At 40.0% G+C, this 21444-nt stretch carries 20 protein-coding genes and 1 pseudogene; 7 read left to right on the top strand and 14 right to left on the bottom strand.

Annotation, left to right across the window (positions count from 1 at the left end; translation table 11 throughout):
- A pseudogene (locus tag AB5754_RS02770) lies at nt 1-242 on the bottom strand (ribonuclease M5); the annotation flags it as partial.
- Between the two features lies 1 nt (nt 243).
- Nucleotides 244-1023, bottom strand: a complete 780-nt coding sequence (locus AB5754_RS02765) for a TatD family hydrolase (RefSeq protein ID WP_311834369.1) — start codon at nt 1021-1023, stop codon at nt 244-246.
- A 289-nt stretch (nt 1024-1312) separates the two neighbouring features.
- Between AB5754_RS02765 and AB5754_RS02760 the strand changes: the two genes are divergently transcribed.
- The 3 genes from AB5754_RS02760 to AB5754_RS02750 all read left to right on the top strand — a co-directional run bounded on the left by AB5754_RS02760 (nt 1313) and on the right by AB5754_RS02750 (nt 4784).
- Nucleotides 1313-1969, top strand: coding sequence for a hypothetical protein (locus AB5754_RS02760; protein WP_368250617.1), 657 nt, complete (start codon nt 1313-1315; stop codon nt 1967-1969).
- A gap of 391 nt (nt 1970-2360) precedes the next feature.
- Nucleotides 2361-3431, top strand: coding sequence for a metallophosphoesterase (locus AB5754_RS02755; protein WP_311834371.1), 1071 nt, complete (start codon nt 2361-2363; stop codon nt 3429-3431).
- 192 nt (nt 3432-3623) lie between these two features.
- The gene (locus AB5754_RS02750; protein ID WP_368250615.1) at nt 3624-4784 is read left to right on the top strand and encodes a hypothetical protein; all 1161 of its coding nucleotides are present in this window, start codon (nt 3624-3626) and stop codon (nt 4782-4784) included.
- A gap of 176 nt (nt 4785-4960) precedes the next feature.
- On the opposite strand, the gene yfcC is transcribed toward AB5754_RS02750, so the two are convergent.
- Nucleotides 4961-6688 carry a putative basic amino acid antiporter YfcC gene (gene yfcC / locus AB5754_RS02745; protein ID WP_311834373.1) on the bottom strand — a complete coding sequence of 576 codons (1728 nt, stop codon included), beginning with the start codon at nt 6686-6688 and terminating at the stop codon, nt 4961-4963.
- 322 nt (nt 6689-7010) lie between these two features.
- Between yfcC and AB5754_RS02740 the strand changes: the two genes are divergently transcribed.
- Complete coding sequence (locus AB5754_RS02740; protein WP_368251764.1) at nt 7011-7997, top strand: TDT family transporter; 987 nt, start codon at nt 7011-7013, stop codon at nt 7995-7997.
- 136 nt (nt 7998-8133) lie between these two features.
- On the opposite strand, the gene scrK is transcribed toward AB5754_RS02740, so the two are convergent.
- From scrK to AB5754_RS02695, 9 genes are all read right to left on the bottom strand, one after another.
- On the bottom strand, nt 8134-9003 hold the full coding sequence (gene scrK / locus AB5754_RS02735; protein ID WP_368251765.1) for a fructokinase ScrK: 870 nt from the start codon (nt 9001-9003) through the stop codon (nt 8134-8136).
- Between the two features lie 19 nt (nt 9004-9022).
- A complete protein-coding gene (locus AB5754_RS02730) occupies nt 9023-10144 on the bottom strand; it encodes a glycoside hydrolase family 172 protein (RefSeq protein WP_368251766.1) in 1122 nt (373 codons plus the stop codon).
- A gap of 1 nt (nt 10145) precedes the next feature.
- Entirely contained in the window at nt 10146-10541 is a 396-nt protein-coding gene (locus tag AB5754_RS02725) for a PTS sugar transporter subunit IIA (protein ID WP_368251767.1), read from the bottom strand.
- An 18-nt stretch (nt 10542-10559) separates the two neighbouring features.
- The gene (locus tag AB5754_RS02720) at nt 10560-11357 is read right to left on the bottom strand and encodes a PTS system mannose/fructose/sorbose family transporter subunit IID (RefSeq protein ID WP_368259453.1); all 798 of its coding nucleotides are present in this window, start codon (nt 11355-11357) and stop codon (nt 10560-10562) included.
- Nucleotide 11358: 1 nt separating this feature from the next.
- Nucleotides 11359-12147 (bottom strand): PTS sugar transporter subunit IIC, encoded by a 789-nt coding sequence (locus AB5754_RS02715; RefSeq protein ID WP_349734953.1) that lies wholly within the window; start codon nt 12145-12147, stop codon nt 11359-11361.
- A gap of 13 nt (nt 12148-12160) precedes the next feature.
- Nucleotides 12161-12637, bottom strand: coding sequence for a PTS sugar transporter subunit IIB (locus AB5754_RS02710; RefSeq protein WP_349734955.1), 477 nt, complete (start codon nt 12635-12637; stop codon nt 12161-12163).
- Between the two features lie 69 nt (nt 12638-12706).
- Nucleotides 12707-15364 carry a sigma 54-interacting transcriptional regulator gene (locus tag AB5754_RS02705; RefSeq protein ID WP_368251769.1) on the bottom strand — a complete coding sequence of 886 codons (2658 nt, stop codon included), beginning with the start codon at nt 15362-15364 and terminating at the stop codon, nt 12707-12709.
- A 245-nt stretch (nt 15365-15609) separates the two neighbouring features.
- A complete protein-coding gene (locus AB5754_RS02700; protein WP_368251770.1) occupies nt 15610-16470 on the bottom strand; it encodes an ROK family protein in 861 nt (286 codons plus the stop codon).
- 153 nt (nt 16471-16623) lie between these two features.
- Entirely contained in the window at nt 16624-17652 is a 1029-nt protein-coding gene (locus tag AB5754_RS02695; RefSeq protein WP_368251771.1) for a 3-deoxy-7-phosphoheptulonate synthase, read from the bottom strand.
- Nucleotides 17653-18231: 579 nt separating this feature from the next.
- Between AB5754_RS02695 and AB5754_RS02690 the strand changes: the two genes are divergently transcribed.
- Together AB5754_RS02690 and AB5754_RS02685 are read left to right on the top strand one after the other, a co-directional pair.
- Entirely contained in the window at nt 18232-18426 is a 195-nt protein-coding gene (locus tag AB5754_RS02690; RefSeq protein WP_368251804.1) for a helix-turn-helix transcriptional regulator, read from the top strand.
- A gap of 4 nt (nt 18427-18430) precedes the next feature.
- On the top strand, nt 18431-18907 hold the full coding sequence (locus tag AB5754_RS02685; protein WP_368251772.1) for a hypothetical protein: 477 nt from the start codon (nt 18431-18433) through the stop codon (nt 18905-18907).
- 38 nt (nt 18908-18945) lie between these two features.
- Here the strand turns inward: AB5754_RS02685 and AB5754_RS02680 are convergent, their stop codons facing one another.
- Nucleotides 18946-19122: a hypothetical protein gene (locus AB5754_RS02680; RefSeq protein ID WP_311834378.1), complete on the bottom strand. Its 177-nt coding sequence runs from the start codon at nt 19120-19122 to the stop codon at nt 18946-18948.
- 12 nt (nt 19123-19134) lie between these two features.
- A complete protein-coding gene (locus AB5754_RS02675) occupies nt 19135-20370 on the bottom strand; it encodes an MFS transporter (protein WP_311834379.1) in 1236 nt (411 codons plus the stop codon).
- Nucleotides 20371-20610: 240 nt separating this feature from the next.
- Here AB5754_RS02675 and AB5754_RS02670 point away from each other — a divergent pair, with 240 nt between their 5' ends.
- Nucleotides 20611-21267, top strand: coding sequence for a Crp/Fnr family transcriptional regulator (locus AB5754_RS02670; RefSeq protein WP_368251773.1), 657 nt, complete (start codon nt 20611-20613; stop codon nt 21265-21267).
- Nucleotides 21268-21444: the final 177 nt, after the last annotated feature.

Below are 21444 nucleotides of genomic sequence, written 5' to 3'. Positions count from 1 at the left end.
TCTTGGGCGTTGCTGATCTGAGCGAGAATTTCATCATTAATGGCTGAGCCAATGGTTTCAATGGTGTCCACCGGTAGAACTTCTTGGAGGCGGCGCGTATCATCTTTGCCTTCTACCACAATGATTTCTTCAACGGTAAAAGTTTCTCTGTTCTCTTTTAATAAGCTTGAGGTCATCTTATTATGAAAAGGTTTGTTTTCTTGTTGATGGTTGTGAGCTTTGGTAGTCCGTTTTTCTTTCATCTTATGCCTCCTCTTTTAAGTGAAAGAGTTTAAAGGCATTGCTGCGGGTAATGCGAGCCACATCTTGCGGGTCCATGTCCCGCAACTCAGCGATTTTTTCCACCACATAGCGGGTGTAGCCCGGCTCATTGCGCTTGCCGCGATAAGGCACTGGTGCCAAATAAGGAGCGTCGGTTTCCACTAACAAGCGCTCCAAAGGTACTCCCGTGGCAGCTTCTTGCACATCCAGCGCCTTTTTAAAAGTCACCACTCCAGAAAAGGACACGTGCATCCCTAAATCCAAGAAACGTTTCGCCCATTCCAAATCCCCGCTAAAACTGTGCATAATGCCTCCTTGCACCGGCGCTTTTTCCTCTTTTAAAATCCGGTAGGTGTCTTCTGTGGCATCTCGCATGTGAATGCTAATGGGCAAATGATGTTCTTTGGCAATGGCAATTTGGCGGCGAAAGACTTTTTCTTGCACGTCTTTTGGGTCTTCCATCCAGTAATAATCCAGCCCAATCTCCCCTAAAGCCACCACTTTAGCTGTGGTCAATTGCTCTTCTAGACGACTTTCAATTTCTTTGGTATAACTGCCGGCTTCTGTAGGGTGCCAGCCAATAATGCTGTACACTTCCGGAAATAGTTGATTCAATTCCAAACTTTTCGCAATCGTCGGCGTATCAAAGCCTACCACCGCCATTTCCGTTACCCCGAGTTCTTTGGCATTGGCTACAATCGTGGCTTCTTCTCCCGTAAATTGTTCCGCATTTAAATGGGTATGGGAATCAAAAATCTTCATTACAATACACTCCGTTCCATCTGGCCTGCGCGTTTCAGCAGGCGTCTTGTCCTTACTTTAGCACAAAAGGCGCATTTGGGACACAGAGGCGTACGAAAAGAACTGTTCCTGACGTGAGGACTTTTTCCAAAAAAGAAACCGACAACCTGAATTACGCTTAAACGGCCAAATCTGGTCCTTTCCTTGTTAATTAATTTTATCTTTTCTTAATCATTCCTCCATCTTAAGCCCGATTCCTAAATCCCTGTTAGCTTGTAAACTAAAGCTACCTATAATGGGAGGTGTTTTCATGAAGGATTTTTCCACCAACTATCCCCAGCTTGCGAGCTGGTTAACTACCCAAAAACAAAACAATCCAGATTACAAGGCACAAGGTCTCAGCCATTGGTTTCTGTTAATCGGCTTTGGCGTTATGACTGTAGCCCCGCTTTCTTGGCATTTCGCCTTAATCGCGGTTTTAATTCTCACCACCGCTTTAGCAAAAGGCCCCGGGATGTTTGTTTTCGGGATTTGCTACGCTGCTTTAGTCAGTCTCTTTCCGCCATTGGCCATTTTTTTAAGTGCTTTTTGTTTCTTTTTATCTTTGTGGCAACTGGGGCGAAACTGGATTTTTTATGCCTTTGCCGCCATTTATTTTGCCACGCCCTTTGCTTTAAAATTCTTTGGCTTAAATGAGGTTACGACTTGGTCTGGCGCCTTTTCATTGTTGCTTAGCCTCGTTGTTTGCCATTTTTCTTTAAACCACCTCTATCGTTTTTGGGACAGTCGCAGTCTCTTTTGGTCATTGTGGGCAGCTCCCTTTGATTGTCTGCTCTTTTTACTGCCAAAACGCTTTTCCAAACGGCTGGCTCCCGACGTAAAAGAAGCCCTCAGTTACGGCCAAAACTACCATCAAAACCGGGTTCGTCAAGGCAAATCACGTCTGTTTAAAAATCCTTTCCGCTAAGGGAACCTGTGTTCTTTTTAATCAATATAAATAACACACTCATAACTTTTTTTGTTTTTAAAAGCATTTGATAGCCTCTTAAGCTAGTTTTTCTTCTCTAACGAAGGATAACTATCAGATAATTCAATCAGGATTTTCCCCTTTTAGGGCGTGTTCTTTTTCAAAAAGAGCTCGCCTTTTTCCCTTTTATGAGGTATAATGTATTCACCAAAGAACAAGTGTTCGTATTATTTAAAAAACGACCTATTAGAAAAAATTCAGCAAAGTTTTTGCAATCATTTCGCAATAATCCACCCCAAAATGTAATCATTATTTTCTTCTCAGGTAGATTGCTTTTTACCTGTTGTTCTTATATGCTATTCAATAGTTGAAATGAAAAAGGAGGGCTTGTTTGTTGGCTTTCAAAATTATCATCGCACTCTTTGTGCTTTTACTTATCGCTGGCTTCTACGCATTTGTCATTGAGCCACGACGCTTATCCGAAAAGCACTACTTAATTCGTAAAAACAAAGAGCGGGTTTTAGATATTTCCGAAGCTTTTGAGATGTTTGAATTGGAAAGCGAAGTCCAAATCGCCCACATCAGTGATTTGCATTTTTCTCGCCTGTTCAAGCCCCATCGCTTGAAAAAAACATTAGCCGCCATTCGCGAAGCCAAACCAGATATGATTGTCTTCACTGGCGATTTGATTGACGACTACAAAAAATGGCCCACTCGCCAAACTGCTTCATTGATCAATACGTTAAAACAGCTTCAAGCTCCCTTAGGTAAAGTGGCCGTTTTAGGAAATCACGATTATAAAAGCGACGGTGCCGCCTTTGTGCAAGAAGTCTTGCAGTCTGCTGGTTTTACCGTCTTAGTCAATCAAGAACTCTTTGGCGCCAATGAAGAGTTTTCCATTAGTGTGGCTGGAATAGCCGACCCCAGCTCAGAAGATGCCCAATACTATTATGAAGCAACTTTGGCTGAATGGCAGTTGTTGCTTTTGCATCAGCCAGACTACATCAATCGCGTGAAAAACTTAGAGATGTACGATTTGGTTCTTTCCGGCCACAGTCACGGCGGACAAATTCGCCTACCGAAGTATTATCCTAAAACCACCGGGGCTAAGATTTACACTGACAGTCTCTATTTACCAAAAGAAAACACCTTGTTGTCTGTCAATACCGGCATTGGTACCACCCACTTGCCTCTGCGTTTTGGCGTGGCTCCAGAAGTGGTCTTCTACCATTTATCCAGTAAAACCGAGGCCTTTCCTGAAGAAGTCAATCCTTTTGATTTTAAAGCCATGATTAAAGAAGAAAAAGCCAAAGCCACTGCTGAAAAAATCACGACGAAAGGCAGTTTAGTACCTGTTCCTGTAGCTCATAAATCCCAGGGCGAATCAGAGAGTAAAATTGTGGACTTGTCTTTATTCCGCCGGCGCTATCAACAACGACCTAAAAAACGAACCGTCTCATAAGTTGCCCGAATCTTTCGGCCGCTTATGGGCGGTTTTTTTATAGCCTCGGCTTCCCAAATTCCTTGAACTTTTATCACCTTACTCCAATGCTACCTATCTAAGTCCTCGTGTTAAATCCTCTCTTTCAGCTATTCAACAAACAACTTTTGGATTACAATAAAGATAACAAGAAAAATAGAAAGAGAGCGGCCCATGACAAAGAGAGGCAATGAGCACAGATACTTTGAAAAAATGAGTACCGGCCTGAAAAATGAGCTTTTGGATACCATTGACCAAGGTGCCAATCCCTATTTGATGTACGCTTTGAGTATGTTAAATTACTTAGGTTTGCACCAAAATATCGCTCGAGACGCGGATTTAAACCATTTTATGCAGACGTTTCAATTCAGTGCCTACGATGATTTAATGGCGCCAAATGATCCAAACATCCAAGAAGAACGGGCTCAGTTTGCTGGAATGCTTTATGGGTTTTACTTGTGGCGTACTTCTAGGGGCAAAGCGTTGTGGCAATCTTTTTTAAAGTGGTTGCCGCTGGATTTGCGCAAGCGCCAACAGGTCGATCTCTGGGACAAAAAGGCCCATTTTAGCCTTTTTGAAGCCCAAGGTTTGGGATTTTCTTTAAAAGATTTATACAGCAATCAAGAATTTATCTTGCCCAGTCATTTATTGGAATTAGTGGATCCTTTACGGCCGAAAGAACGAGGAATCGCGTGGTTATTGCCCCTAAAAGACAGCTGGTTTCCCCTGTGCCTCTTACCTTTGGAGCTTTCTGATCAACAGTTGGCAAGCTTTAAGCAAAAAGACGTTAGCCAATGGGAGCAGTCTTTATTGCAAACGGGAGCGGATTATCTAGCGAAATGTAGTGATCTTCCGGACTTACCGGCAGAAGAAGAGGACTATATCGACCAAATCACCAAAGAATTTATGGCAGAAATCGATGACTTGTTTGAAGATTTTGCTGACTTTCCTTGCAAACACTCTGCTAAGACCAAAGGAAACTTTCCTTCTTTAGGTCTTACTGGCGGGCAATCGCCGGCAGAATTTGCTCAGCGATTATTGAAACAGGATGTAGCCTTTCGTGATTTCCCCCGCTTAGATTGCGTGACAGCTTTTGTCACCCAAGTGGTCACTACCTACCCTGAGCTGTTTTTTGCCAAACTAGATGGGACTTATTTTCTAGATGCTTTGCGGATGTTACTGACTAAACTCGATCCCTATTTTGAAGAGCAGATCAGTGACAACGGCGACACCACTTTTTTCTGGTACCTCTTTCTCACAGAACATTTTCCACAAGAAATCGCCAATTTAGCTCCTTATAAAGTGCCGATGACTTTTTGGCAAGAGGAGGACTAAATAGAGCGTACCTACTACAGAACATCGTTGCAGTAGGTACGCTTTTTTGTCATGGACTAAGAGCGTCTGACCAGTTTTATTTGGCAATTTTTTTGCATTACGATCTAATTAGCTACTAATAAAAAATGCCGGAATAGCTTGCTTCAATCAGGCTGTTCCGGCATTTGTTTTTTATTTTATTGTAACCCGATGGCCACGGCAATTACGATAAAGATCGTTCCCAAAATAAAGAAGAACCCTTGCATCTTAATTTGGAATTTCGCCCATTTGGCCCATTCAATGCGGGCAACCCCTAAGACCCCAATCAGACTCGCTGATACTGGTGTGAAAGCATCCACAAAACCGGCACCTAATTGGTAGGCTAGGACAGCGATTTGCCGAGAAACTCCCACAAGGTCAGCCAATGGCGCCATAATTGGCATGGTCAAGGCAGCTTGACCGGAGTTTGACGTAACCACTAAGTTGAATAAACTTTGGAAAATATACATCGCCCAAGCACCGATAATGGCAGGTACGCCGTTTAACAAGTTGCCGATGCTGTGTAAAATCGTGTTTAACGCAGAGGGCATGGTTGGCTCAGAACCACCTAAAACTAACAGGATTCCTTTGGCCATCCCCACCACAATGGCTGTTCCGGCTAAATCTGCCGCACCACTTTGGAAGGATTTGGCAATGTCATTAATCCCCATATCGTCTAGTTTGAAGATTACCGCAATCACCCCTGCGGCTAACCCCATCACAAAGAATTGAGAAGCGATTTCTGGGATATAATAGCCTTTTTGAGTTACGCCCCAAACAATCCAGATCAAAACCGCCAACATTTCCACTAAAATCAATTTATGCCCTAGTAAAAATGGCTTTTGTTCCTCCGCTGTCTTTTCAATGTGAGTGCGGAAATACTCATCTGAATCATAAACTTCTGATTTCAATGGATTTTTGCGAATCCGTTCTGCGTACAGACTCAAGTACAATGCGGACATTCCGGTAATCACAAACCACATGATCAAACGGAATGTGGCCCCAGATAACACCGGCACACCGGCGATTCCTTGGGCAACTGCCACTGAAAAAGGACTCATCCAGCTGGCCGCATTCCCCACTTGGCTGGCCACATAAGTCACCGTCACCGCCACAATGGAGTCATAGCCCAGCGCAATGACAAAAGGCACCATCACCATGGAGAAAGGAATCACTTCTTCAGCCATGCCAAAAGTTGCGCCCCCAAAAGAAAAGGCAAAGAACAACAAAGGAATCGCCAAACGTTCTAACCCCTTTGTCTTAGAAATAAAGGCATAAATCCCCGCATCAATGGCACCAGTGCGCATGATAATCCCAAACGCGCCCCCTACCACCAAAATCAATGCGGCAATCCCTACCGCAGAACCGTATTTATCGCCAGAAACCAAGCCTTCAAAGACAAAGTTTAAGAAACCAAAACCACCAAAGTCATCGGTTCCCCAGACTTTCGCTGTCTTATGCAGTTTTTCAGAAGTGTCGTAAATCTTTTTGCCGTACATGTCGTATAAAACATCGTCGGTTAAAGACAATTCATCCAATTGACTCTGGGAAAGATTGTCTTCTCCTTCTGCCAAGACCGCTTCTACATCTTCTTTGGCAATGCCCAACTCGTCTAATTCAGCGGTATCATTGGCCAAATCTTCCAGTTGCTCATAGACAAAGCCCTTGTCTAAGGCATAGTCATAGCGGAATGTATCCTGACGCAAAACGGTTCTGGTGCTGGTTTCTCCGTTGGCATCTTTGTATTCCACATCTTCTGTGCTAAACTTCCCCGCTGGCACCAGAAAAGTCAGCAGCCAAGCAAAAATAACCACTGCGAAGATAATCACATAAGTGTGCGGCGTCTTCATTTTGGTCAAATCGCGTTTTTTTGCATTTGTTGCCATCTTGTTCTTCCTTCCTTGTTGCGAAATAAAAACTCACTTCTGTTATTATACAAAAAAAGACATTGCATGAATATACAAAAGTGACATTTTTTTGAGAGAAATTCCGTTTTTTATGAGAATTATTCGTATCAATATTCAGAAAATTGTGGTTTTTATCATCGAGAAGCATCCTCATTGCTCCTTTCCCTCTCCTAGCTTTTCCGTTTTCCAAATCCCCCTTCGTTTGCGTTTTCATAGCTTTCGATTATAACAACTATTCAAAAGATTTATTTTTCAAATGTATGAAAAAGGCTTATACTTGTAAACGAAGGAGTGATACTTGATGAAACATTTTCTGAAAGCTGTACCGATTCCTATGTGTGGGTTAATTCTCGGTTTGGCTTCTCTTGGAAACTTGATGAAAGCTTTTCAATTTACCGCTGTGGGTAACGCCATGGGCATTGTAGCCGGCTGCTTAATGATTTTAATCCTTGCCCGTTTGTTTTTCTTACCATTACACAGCCTTAGTGATTTAAAAAATCCCATTGTGGCTTCCGTGGCTCCTACGTTTACCATGGCGCTAATGGTCTTATGCACCTATTTGACCATCACCCCAGGATTGACTGCAATTGCGACCATCATCTGGTTTGTCGCCGTGGTTGTCCATTATCTCTTGGTTTTTTATTTCACTTATAATTTTGTAATTAAGCCGCAAGTGGGCATTTCCCACGTCTTTCCTAGCTGGTTTATCGTCTTTGTAGGCATGGGAGTTGTGGCCGTGACCAGTCCTAGTTTTTCACTAGCAGTAGGTCAGCTGAACTTCTGGATTGCCTTAGTCTTTTATGTTTTGTTATTGCCGATTATTATTTACCGGGTTTTTGTGCATAAACAAATGCCAGAAGCAACCTTGCCCTTGATGACCATTGTGGCTGCGCCTGGTTCTCTTTGCCTCACCGGTTATTTAAAATCATTTACCGAACCAAACGCTACCTTGGCCATTGCATTATTGCTCGTTTCTCAAATTTTGTATTACGTAATGCTTTCAAAAATTACCCGTTTGCGCTTAAACTTTTATCCTAGTTTTGCCGCCTTTACTTTCCCGTTGGTAATTTCGGCCATTGCCATTACCACCTTTAACCAAGTCTTTGCTCCAGTCGGGACAATCGGCATCCTACTCAGCCTTTTGAGTATTTTTGAAACCATTGTGGCAACCGCCGCTGTCTTCTTTGTTCTCGCTCATTATCTGCACTTCTTGTACAAAGAAGCCCAAGGAATTCGCCACCACCAAGATACAAAAGAATTAGAAGTAGAAGAAGTGAATAAGTTTTAATTACTTTCAACAATAAAAACTCTCGGGACTAGTTCCGAGAGTTTTTATGTGTGCAGTTTTCCAATTGTCAGGATTGACAACAAACTATTTGTCCAACTACCGATTAAGTCTGTAAATAGACAATCAAGTCTTTTGTTTATCCTTTTATTTTGGCATTTTGAGCCAAGGCCAAAGCTCCTATCGTGCCAGCATTATCCCCTAACTTAGGTGTCACAATATATTCTTCCACAACCGGTGTATTCACATAATGATTCACCAGCTTGGCGAATTTTTCTTGTACTTTCTTTTTCATGTGGTCTTGCTTCATCACGCCACCACCGAAAATGATAATATCTGGCGCAAACATCAATGTCGTATTATAGGCACATTGGGCAATATAATCAGCCTCAATCTCCCAAACAGGATCGTCTGATGAAAGGTCTTGTCCTTTTGTTCCCGTGCGTTTTTCAATGGCTGGCCCCGCTGCCATTCCTTCTAAGCAATCATGATGGAAAGGACAGTTCCCTACAAAAGTATCCTCTGGGTGTCGTTTCACTAACATATGCCCCATTTCTGGATGACTGAATCCTTCAACAAAAACACCATTTTGTAAAGCGCCACCACCAATTCCCGTTCCCACAGTATAATAGACGATACTAGATAAGCCTTTTCCATTTCCAGAAACATACTCGCCATAACAAGCTGCATTAACATCTGTGGTCCAAGCAATTGGAACATCGAAATGTTTTTTTAAGGTGCCCACAAAATCAAAATTTTGCCAGGCTAATTTAGGGGTGGAAGTAATATAGCCGTAAGTTTCTGATTTACGATTCAGTTCAATGGGTCCAAAAGATCCTACTCCGATACTTTCCAATCGGTCTTGATATGGATTGAAAAAATCAATTACCTGTTTCATGGTTTTATCCGGGGTTGTGGTTGGGAAACTGGCTCTGTCTAAAATTTCTAGTTTGTTATTTCCAATGGCACAAACAAATTTAGTTCCACCGGCTTCGATTGATCCGTACATTTCTTAAATCACCTTCATTTTATCTAGGAAGTCGATCTTCTCTATCTAATAATTTTTTGAAAGTCTGGTGAGGCTCTTTCTGGTACCAATATGCTACTGATGAAATGTCATCTTGTCGTTCATAAAGCTTGATATCATCATTTCCTAAAGTTTGGAACGTCACACGTAAATCTTCCTTGAAACTGATAGGATCAGGTAAATGCCAGCGATATAAGCCGTGCATTGGTAACGCATCATCACCAAATCCATGAACTGGATTCGGATTGGGTTTCCCAGCACTAAAGAAATCCCTTGTGTGATCTCTTTTCGATTGGAAAGGATAGCCCATAAATAGTGTGTTGAAATTTTGGGCATAGGCTCTTTCCCCAAAATTCTTTTTATGAAATGCCCAAGCTCCCCCGAAATAATCTTCTGCACCTGTAGAAGTTATTGTAGGAAATTCTTGATCGCCATCTAAATAAAATTTAAATTCGCCTTCACCCCACCAATATCTCTCTAGTGCACACAAAGCAAAATAGGTTCCTACATAATAACCGGTTCCTTTTACTCCATCAAGTAAGGTGTAATCCTTCCCTTTAGTGGTAATAGCTTCACGATTCCATTTAGCATGAAAATACATTGCATCATCCGGGACTTCCGTTAATGCATAGTTGAATGTATAGAAAATATGCTTAATAAACTCAGGATGTTCATTGGTTAAAGTAATTTTAGCTTTTTTCCGAAAGGGCATTTCAAAATAACAATTCATTCCTGAAGTTGGATTTACTACAATTGGTAAAGAATTTACTTCACATCTTGTCCCAAAACCGTTACAGAAGAAGTCTCCCAATGGGCTTTCTACTGAAGGAGTCGCTTCATCATCCCAATAAATTCGCAAAACTAAATCACGTAAAACGAAACTTCCGGCAGTGGTTTTATCAGTAACTGTCATCCAGAAATGACGGATAATTCCTGGTCCTTCAATTTCTGCTAATGTGATTGTTTCTCCCGCATTTATTGGAACAGAAGGAGAGCCCTTTCTGCCAACACCTAAATGGCTAGCTGCCATCGCGGCTTTTCCTTTTTCACCATTTTTATTCTCTGGTGAAATCGTCCTACTCTCCTCTCCTCTATGGAGCCAAATATTATTTAAGTAATCCATTTTATTCATCCTCTATCGTTTCTTCACTTTTTTGGTCGTTCATATAAATAATTTGTTTTTGTGATTCTTCAACAATTGATGCAATGTCTAAATCTTCGTTTTGCAATTGTAATGTTATCGACATTGCCAAAGGAAGATTCATGCCAGCAATCACATGCACTCTATCAGAAATATAAGTGAAAAATTTCTGATTAACACTTCCGCCTGCCATATCAGTCAACACGATAACTTCATCTGTCGTATCTAGTAACTCATGAATTTTCTCATCGATGTCGTCTGTCCCTTCAACATAAGCACATAAGCTACTGATGGGATTTTCGATTCCCGTTAAAAAACCAAGTGTCTCTTTAAAACCTGCCGCTAGTGTTGAGTGACTAGCAATAACTAATTTTCTCATAATCAGAATCCTTTTCCTTTACGATAATATCCCAAACGCAGCCATAACCATTGCAAAAACAATGACCAGTAAAATCAAAATAGTCATGCTGACTTTTTTCTTGCTGAGTAAATAATACGCAGTAGCTGTGATGATCACAGGAATCAATGTTGGTAAAATTTTGTCCAACATCGGTTGAATCTCCATACTAACTTCCCCGAAAGAGAATTTAAGTGGCGTTGAAACACTGATCACAGAAGCAATCAATGAGCCTACAACAGTTAGCCCTAATACAGAGGCTGCTTCAGTTAAATAATTGATTTTTTCACCGTATTCAGTAACAATCTTCATTCCTTGTTTGTAGCCAAATTCGAAACCTCTCATGCGGAAAAAGAAAATGACCATGATTAAAGCAAACCATAAGAAAATTCCTACAGGATTATTTTCGAGAGCCATATAGGCTGCGATTGATCCCATAATAGTAGGAATCATAGTCATTAATAAGGAATCACCAATGCCAGCAATGGGTCCCATAGTCCCAACTTTAAAATCATTAATCGTATCTTTTGCGTCCAGCCCTTGTTTTTCTTCCATCGCAACGCAAGCGCCTAGAATAACTGATGCTAGCCAAGGTTGGGTATTATAATATTGGAAATGGTTATTTAGCGCTTCAGTATATTCATCATCATCTTTATACAATTTTCTCAAAATTGGTGACAACGCATATGCAACAGATGCACCTTGTTGTGTCTGATAATTAAAAGTACAAACTGACATCAACCAACGATAGTTTGCCTTTCTAAGATCCTTTTTCGTTACTTGGTACTTTTCATCCATTTTATTCATCCTCTCCAATAAATCCACCCTCTGAAGTAGCCGCAGAAGCAGTTATTTGTGCATCTTTTTCTGCTCGATGATATACATTAAATGCTAAAGCAAATCCTATGATTGCAGCTCCAATAATAGGAACTTTCAAAAATGCTGCTAAGAAAAAGCCAATTAATAAATAACTGATATATCTTCCTGTAGGCATAAAACGCAACAACATTGCGATACCTACAGCCGGTAACATCTTCCCAGCCAATGTTAAGCCATCCATAAACCATCCAGGTAAGACATCTAAAACATAATTTACAGCAGATTGTCCTAAAGTAACTGCAATAAACACTGGAATTGCAGCTGATAGGCCAAAGAAAATTGGCCCTAACCACAAGATTCCATTCATCTTCTTAAACTCTTGTTTATTTGCATATTCTTGTGATTTGCGGACAACAAAGCCGTTTAATATTTTAACAATTACATCTAATTGCACTCCTAACATTCCGACAGGCAAACCTATTGCTAACCCTGCTTCCACTCCTAATTGACTACCAAATGCAGTGGCAATAATCGCACAGGTTCCATAGTCTGGAACAGATGAACCCCCAAAACCAGCAACACCTAATGACATCAACTGAACAGTACCGCCTACAATTAAACCTGTTTTAATATCTCCCATTAGAATTCCTGTAAAAAAGCCCCAAAAAACGGCATAGTTTACAAAAATCATCGGAATACCGTAATAATCAATGTGCTTAATAAATGCTAAAATAGTTAGCATTGCAATTTGAAAAATAGTAAAATGCATTCTTTCTACTCCCCTATCCTAATTTTGATTGAATTTCTTGCGCCTTATCTGCTGGTACAAACTGTGTAACAATTTCCATACCATGTGCTAATAATTTTTTATAAGTGTCGATATTTTCCTCTGAAGCATAGGCTCTCGGGGACAACTGTAAGGCATTTTCTTTAATAACCGTTCCCCCAACAATTAATCGATCAATCATAATCCCATTCTCCACTAAATGAAGAATTGTTTCTGGTTCTTTTACAATAATGAATACTTTTTCATGATCGTATTTTCCCTTTTTAAAATTTGTAATTGCTGTTTCCTCCGTAATAATTGAAACTGCCATTCCTGCTGGCCGTGCTAAACGCATACTTGATTTTTTGATATCATCATTTGCTACAGAATCATCAATGACCATCACTCTATTGGCTTTTGACATAGGCGCCCACTGTGTAACAATAATTCCGTGTAACAGACGATTATCAATTCTTGACATAACAATACTCATAAATCTTCCTCCTTTACTTTTCATTTTTACAAAAGCAATTTTCGTGCCAAAAAAAAGAAGCTTGATTTATCAAGCTCTTTTTACATAATCATAAACATATTTGACTTCATGAATAGGAATGTCGACACTATAATAATGTTCTACGACACTGAAAGATTGTTTGAAGTATGTCTGGAAATTTTGAAATTCTTCATCAGTCTCAGTAAAATAAATTTCGTCTTCTAAATTGTTTTGTTTTACTAGACGTTCAATCAAACAGCTAATATGAACATATAATCCAAAACAGGTATTATTGTCCAAAGAGACTCCTAAATCATTCTGCAATATATAGATTGCATCTGAGACTTGCTCTAAGAGTTTCGTGGGATTCAATATGGTCAATTGCTCCATTAAATTGGTCAGACTAAAGTTTTTTAGAATGTTTTCATTCAAAATCTTCAATTCAGTATCATTAAAATGTCTATTTAATTGATTAGAAAATTTACTAATATTAATTCCCAAAATCATATCTTCAATAGAAAAGAATTCGACGTCCTCCAGATGGGGATTTAAAGTGCCCACAATAAAAAGAATATTATTTTCTTTACGAAGTTCATCTAAATAATTCTCATTCGCCAGAGAGTAATAATCACAGGTTTCTATTACAAGATCTGTATTTCCTGGAAAACTATTTTCAAGTATTTTCTTTAATTTAAAAGAGGTACCTAAGCCACTTGCGCAAGAACAAACAATCATATCTTTTTTTATAGCTGCTGACTCATAGAGGTAATCTACCTTTTGATTTTCTTTTACTTGATCAAGAATTTGCTTAAGGGGAACGTCTAGTAACAACTGATTTGCTACATCAACCGCCATTCTTGTGGATACATTATTTAATAATCCTAATCTTTTTTGTGAGTCTAGTTCTAGATTAGTATATATTTTCTCCAAAGACCCCATATCGACTAGCAATATAATTTCTTCAAAACCCGTGCATTCTTGTAGATATTTATTGATTTTATCTGCAATTTCACTACTCGAAGTCATTAATGGCATATCAATCGCATCAAAAATATAGCTACCAATCATCCTATTGGCTGTGCTCGCAATACAAGTGGCCGTTAAATCTCCATGAGCTAAAATCAACGCTAACCGCTTTTTTTGAAACTCTTTACTACACATTAGCTTAAATAGAATAACCAAAATAATTTTTTGAGTTTTTGTTAAATAGATATCTCCAATTTGAATGAATCTATTTACCAATTGGACTTCCTGACTGCAACTACTTTTAATATCATTGATAAACGATTGTAATTGGGTGTCAGAGATTAACTGATTTTGATGAATCCATGAATTCAAAAAAATGGCTGTTAATTGAAGATAATAATAGTCAAACTCTATCTGAAAATCCTTCTGCACCTCTTTGACATATTGCCTGAAGCGAACTTCTTGGTAGGTTGGAAAAGTGGAGGTTGGATTATGTTGAACATCAATATTTTTTTGTCTAAAATACCTATCATATTTTTCAAAAAGATCTTGCTCATCGTCATTTTCTAGCCAGATTTCATAGAGACGCTCGATAAGTTCATTAATATTAAATACTTCATCAGTCTTTTCTAAATCATCCATTTGAATATATTTTAATTCGTTCCGTTTTTTTAGAACCTTTATTCCGTTAAAGTTAACCCATTGTGGCAAGTGATACATTTGAATATAGAGTTCTTCTTGCTTATCAAGGGAAGCAAAAGCATTGGCACAAGTCAATTGAATTACATTTTTTAAATTACCAACATTTCCGCTAAAACGATAATTTAATAAGAAATCCAATAGTTGCTGAGATATCAATATTTTTCTTGCTAGTCGTTCTTCTTCTGATTTAAAAAATATCTTAATTAACTGTTTTCTTTCATAGAGTGAACGACTATCTAATGTAGGAAGTGTTAATTTTACAGGTATTCTTCTTAGTAAAGTAGATAATAATTTTTCTTCCGGTGGTTCTGATGTCGCAAAAATAATCCAACAACTTGATGAATACCAATTTTCGTTGTCTCCCATTCGATGGAATTTTCCCGTATCCATGAACTGAAACAGCTTTTCCTGACATTCATTACTTAATGCGTGGATTTCATCTAAAAATAAAACCCCATTATCTGCTAATTCTGCTAAACCTCTTCTTCCAGCTTCGGCACCAGTGTAAGCTCCTTTTACATGTCCAAAAAAGTTAGACAAAAAAAGTTCTGGATTGTTGGCATATTCACTACAATTTACCGAAATAAAAGAAGAATCATCTTCAATATAATGATTAACCATTAAATCTTTATATACGTAGTTTGCTAAATAACTCTTACCTGTGCCGGTCTCACCATGAAGTAAGATAGGCAAGCCATTAGGGGGATAATATATCGCTGCTTTTATTTGAGCAACTATATTTCTCAAGCTACCTCGACTTCCGACGACCTTTTCCAATCCAAAACTAAAAAAGCGATCATACCAATTTTCTGCTTCCTCCACTGAGCCGAAGATTGGTTGCCCTGTGATTTTTTCTGGCAAATAAAAGAATAGTACGGGACGAGAATTAATTTTTCCAATTTCCCCATTCTTTACAAATTCATTCAAATATTGAGAAACAATGTTACGGCTAACATTCAATTTCTCTGATATTTTTTGAGCAGTATTACTTTTCCAGTCTTGTTTACTATCAGAATTCTTTATAACATAATTAATGATTTGATCTTTCAATTCTTCCATTAACGGCACCTCTCGACACTAACGACGTTCTATCGACAGTATCTTATCACAATAATTACCAAATCAAAAGTATATTTTTAACTTTATCAAGTTACGTATCTTGCAAATATCATTTTTATAAAACAGTGATTACAAAATTTATCCAAGTATACATGATTATTTGAATTGTATTCAAAATATCTCCAATATAAATATCCCGGAGAAATCGCTACTTCCCCGGGTACTCTTTTTAGTAATTAATTAATTTATTTTTGACTCAAAATCTCAAAATTCAACGCTGCTCCTAACAAATTGGCATCATTTTGGAATTCGCAAGTGGTGACAGTAGGCATGATTTCAGCCACACCTTCTTCGGCTAACAGCTTGTACATGCGAGTGGACAATTCTTCTGCCAACTCAGGGCGAGCCGAAATCCCGCCACCTAAAATCACCGTATCAGGATCAATGGAAACTTGAATATTGTACAATCCTAAAGCGATTTGGTCATAGAGTTCTTTGACGATGAGATCTGCCACCGCATCCCCTGCTTCTTGTAAAGCAAAGAGGGCTTGTCCGTCAATTTCTTCGCCTTTAATTTGGCTGTAACGCTCGGCTGCTTTCACTGCTGTGCCCAATTGGCTCAGCGTTCTTTCCCCCCGAGGCTTCATCAAACCAAACTCGCCACCAAATAAATGACTGGCTTTATACAGCTTACGGTCGATGAAAATCGCTCCCCCAACCCCGGTGCCGATGACCACAAAAACCGCATTTTCCGCTTGGCGTCCGGCACCGATTTGGACTTCTGCAATGCCGGCGCAGTTGGCATCATTTTCAATGGTTACTGGCAAGCCAAAGCTTTCTGCTAACTCATCAAAAATCGGCCGATGGTGAATATAAGGCACCGCACTGATGCCGTCAATGCGGCGTTCTTCCACATTAACCGCTCCTGGAGCACTAAAAGCCACTCCTTCAATCTCAGAGCCAAAACTTTTCACCACTTTGGTCAGCTCTTTTTGCATTTCTTCATAGCTGGCCGGGGTTGGGAATTTGCTCGTCTGACTTAGCTGACCATCCCAAAGACCATATTTTACAAAAGAACCCCCAATATCAAAAACTGCTAGTTTCATCTAACTTCCTCCTTGAATAAGCCTAACGGGGCTTTTTAAATCGGTTTCACTACTCACGCTTATTATTGTATCATATGTCTATACATTTTAGGATATTAAAATAGGACGGGGAGAAAAAGCTCCCCGTCCTATTTTAAATTTATTCAATTTCTTTTACGCCTGTTCATAAATCCATTGCACCAATTCTTCCGTCTTCTCCCAACCGAGACAAGGATCGGTAATCGACTGGCCAAAGACCTTACCATCCGGCTCTTGACGACCGTCTTCCAAATAGCTTTCAATCATAAAGCCTCGGACATATTTGTGCAAGTCTTCATTGTAAGTCCGATTGGTCATGGTTTCTTTGACGATTCGCACTTGTTCTTGCCACTGTTTGCCGGAATTATCATGGTTGGTATCCACTACGATGAAAGGATTTTTGAAGTTGCCTTCTTGATAAAATTTCAACACTGCCAGCAAATCTTCGTAATGGTAGTTGGGCACGTTTTTGCCGGCTTCATTTAAAGCGCCGCGCAAGACCACGTGGGCCAACGGATTGGAGCTTGTTTCCACTTCGGCACCATTGTAGATGAATTCTTGTTTTTGTTGGGCGGCGTATAATGAATTAAACATGACCGAAAGATTGCCGCTGGTAGGATTTTTCATTCCCGTCGGCTGATCAATCCCCGACGCCACAAAACGGTGTTGTTGATCTTCCACCGAGCGGGCCCCCACTGCCACATAACTCACCAAATCTTCCACTAATTCCAAGTTTTCCGGGTAAAGCATCTCGTCTGCGGTGGTCAAGCCGGTTTCAGTGATCACCCGCGTATGAAGCTTACGTACCGCCATAATACCCCGAATCAAATTGGAGCCTTCCTCCATATTTTGCTGGTGCAACAGTCCTTTGTAGCCATCTCCATTGGTGCGCGGTTTATTGGTGTAAATCCGGGGAACCATGAAAATCTTGTCGGCCACTTTTTCTTGTAATTTCGCGAGTCGGCGAGCATATTCCATCACCGCTTCTTCATCGTGAGCCGAACAAGGTCCAATGACTAATAAAATCCGTTGATCCGCTCCGGTAATCACCGCCTCTAACTCTGCATCCCGTTGTGCTTTTTTGGCTGCCACTTCTGGCGCCAATTTGGTAACTGATTTCACCGTATCCGTATTGATTTTTTGACTAATTTTCTTAAAACTCATCTTTCATTCTCCTTTCAACCACAACCCATTTTTACAGCCACTTTCCAATAAAGACAAAAAAAGCCTCGTCCTCCCTTGGGAAAGGACGAAGCTGTCTGCTCGTGTTACCACCTTCATTCGTGTCGGGCTCACACCCAGACACCTCACTAGGTACAGACTTACTTCATTAATCATTGCGTCGTCGATACCCTGGCCGGTTAACGAAGGCACACCATCCGTCACCGCCTACTTACTTCAGCGGGAAGCTCAAAGAGGAATTCCACCAAGGACTACACGCGCCTCTCAACAACCGGCTACTTTCTGTCTTTTGTCCAATGTGTACTAGTTCTTATCTATGCTTTTACTTTGTTTTTTCATATGTTACGCTGTAGCATGAAAATTGTCAAGATTTTTCTGAATATTTAAGAATAACCTTATTAAGAGACATCTGAAGCCACTGTTTAAAGACTAAGACGTAAAAACAGATCAGCTCACACTAGTTTTAACAGCAAAATGTAAACCAGACTTGACATTCAGCTCATTCACAAGTAGACTAAAAATGTAAAGTCAACTAAACATTTCAGAGGTGAGTTTATGGCCATTCGCAATCACATTCGCACACTTCGCAAAGAACAAGGCTGGACCCAAGCTGATTTAGCCCAGCTGGTGCACGTTTCTCGGCAAACAATTATTTCCTTAGAAAAAGGTAGCTATGTTCCTTCCTTAGAGCTGGCTATGGATTTAGCTGCGATTTTCAAACTCCCCATTGAAACTATTTTTGAAAAAGAGGTGTAAGAACATGGAAGAAGTAAAGCGCACATCAATGATGCACATTTTGATTTTTTGGGTAATTGGCATTAGCTACTGGCTTTTGGACCATCTCTTTTTCCAAGAGATTTTCTCCACCGGCACAATGATTGCTAGCCTATTATTGCTTATTTGCCTACTGTTAACTTGTATCGCACTGTTGATTAAATCCTTTTTAACAGGCTGGCAAAATTATCGCAGTCACACTCCTCAGCCCCGTTTTTTCAATTTCTTATTTTCAGAAGCCTCCGTCTCTTTTGAAGATGAGCGCTCGCAAAAAATCAATATGCTAGCTTCTCAAAAATCCTATATCTATGCCGAAGCCTTCGTTTTCTTGCTGTTTTTAATTGGGGTAGTTACGGGGCAACGTCTGCTAAAGATCGAAACCGTGATTTTCTGTGGCTTAATTACCATTACATTGCGCCAGCTTGCTTACTATTTGATTTGGCGCAAAGAATACTTGAAATAAAAAAAACGAGGCCGGAATTTCTTCCGACCTCCTATTTTTTACCCCATAATATTATCATTTCGCACACTGCGACTCAGTTGTTGCAGGGCACCTTTTAGTGCTGCTTGTTCATCTTCCATTTGATGAGTATTGTCTTCAATGTGTTCCAATTTATTGCTGATTTCTTCTAATTTGTGCAAGGTTGCTTCCATAATTCCAACCATTTTTTCATCCATTGTCGTTTCCTCCTATTCAGCACTTTCACTAGTGATTGCTTCTTCTTCAATTTCAAAAGGTTTGCCACTATCTTTTTTATAAAACAAAGCGTAGACAATGGCACAGGCAACTGGCAAGACGGCAGCGACCAAATACATTTGTTGGAAGCTGATGTGATCTCGCAAAACACCAAAGATATAAGGACCAACCCCAAGACCTAAGTCAAGACCGACAAAGTATGTGGACAAGGCAATCCCAATCCGGTGTGGTTCACAAGTTTTCAAGCACACGGCTTGACCATTTGACATAAAAGTACCATAACCAAGTCCCACTAAAGCACCAGCTACTAATAAGACCCAGCTAGAATGCGTCACGCTTAAGACCAAAAGTCCCGCTGCCAAGAAGAAGTAACTTGGATACATGACGTAATTTTCTCCTTTGTCGTCAAAAATCCGACCAGACAATGGACGAGTCGCGGTGATCACCAAAGCGTAAACCACAAAGAAGAAACTTGCAGTGTCCACCAAGTGAATCACTTTAGCATAAGAAGATAAGAAAGAAAGAACTGTGGAATACGCCAAGCCCATCCAAAAAGCAATAAAGGTGATAAACAAAGCTTTCTTTTCAATGTAGCTGCTCAAACCTTTTGCCATTAAGGCTTTGCGGTGTTCTTCATTTAATTCAATATTTTTTACCGGGAAGACAAAACAAGCAATGGTAATGGCCAAAATCAATGCGATGGAAAAGCCGATAATGGCATAAAAGCTAGTCAGATTTAACAAAATCATCCCAATGAAAGGCCCAATGGCTGCGGCCAAACTAGTGGAAAGGCCGTAATAGTTAATCCCTTCCCCTTTTTTATTTTCTGGGATATAGGCGGTGACAATGGCGTTCGTCGCCGTGGAAACCGTCCCGTAAGCAACCCCATTTAAAAGCCGCACGATGTACATCACGGCAATGGAAGGCATGACCAGATAAGCCATGGTCGTGATGAGATAAAACAAAGCCCCGTAGCGCAATACCGCTTTTCGACCGTAGATTTCTAACTTTTTCCCCATGATCAGTCGGGCTAATAACGTCCCAATAATATAAATTCCTGATGCCAGGCCGGCTTGACTCAAGGTGGCGTTTAAGCTATCCTGGGCAATCACGGCGATAATCACCATCAGCAAGTAATACACTAAGTAGACGATGAAATTAATCACCGTGATGCTGATGAAATTTTTGTTAAACAACTTTTCTGGTTTTGCTGAAGCCTGAGTTTCCATAAAATTCCTCCTGAAATAAGTGCAATTGCAACCAACATTTCGTCATCTCTTTGACATGGGGATAGTTTAATGAAAATTTTCAGCAAAAAATAGCAAATTTGCTAATCACAAATATAAAAAACTAAAAACATTAACATTTGTTATTGCGTTTTGGTTTTTGAGAGGGTTTAATAAGGACAGCACTGTTTTCAGAAAAAATTTCTCGCCTTTCATTTGGCTCAATCACAAGGAGTTAGCACAATGGATCATCATGTTTTGCAAGAATATTTGACCGCCCATCAGTTTCCCATCATTAAAAAAAGTTATAAAAAATATTTAACCTATGAAGGTATTCAAGACAGCTATGTCTATATTTTGAAAAGTGGCGTGATAAAAACCAGTGTCATCTCAAAAGATGGTCGTCAGTTTAACCTGCGTTATATCAATCAACTGGAAATCGTCTCCTTATTAAAGGACGAATATTCCCAGTTTATCGACGCCCCCTTTAACATTCGTATCGAATCTCCCGAGGCGGAACTCTACCGCATCGACCGGGTGCAATTTTGGAAAGACATCAACCGCAGCATGGATTTACAGCTTTATGTGAAAGATTATTACCGTGTACGCCTGTTGAACAATATGAAAAAACTGCAACAAATGTTGATGAACGGGAAATTCGGCGCGGTCTGCACCCAGCTCTATGAATTTCAAGAGCTCTTCGGCGTACCTACAGAAGAGGGGATCTTGATTGACTTTGTGGTGACCAATGAGGAAATCGCCCGCTTTTGTGGCATCACCACCGCTTCTTCGGTCTCTCGCATGCTCCAACAACTGCGGGAAATGAAAGCCATTTGCATTGAAAACCACAAGATTTTAATCCGGGATTTGGAGAAAATCACCGATAATATTATTTTTTAGCTAGTCATGAAAAAACAGCACCAAAAGCAGAAGGTTCATCGCTTTTGGTGCTGTTTTGCTATTTAACTTCCTAACCTGTTTAGAGAAAATGAGTAAAAGTCATTCTCACTCGTCTTTTAATTCCGTTACTTGCTCTTACCAATCTTTTCCAAAAAGTTCTTCTGGTGTATCGCTTTT

The sequence above is a fragment of the Enterococcus sp. 2201sp1_2201st1_C11_2201SCRN_220225 genome (assembly GCF_040925905.1).
Classification (GTDB): Bacteria; Bacillota; Bacilli; order Lactobacillales; family Enterococcaceae; genus Enterococcus_C; species Enterococcus_C asini_A.
The sequence above is the reverse complement of the archived record's forward strand: the minus strand, read 5'-3'. Positions and strand labels throughout refer to the sequence as shown.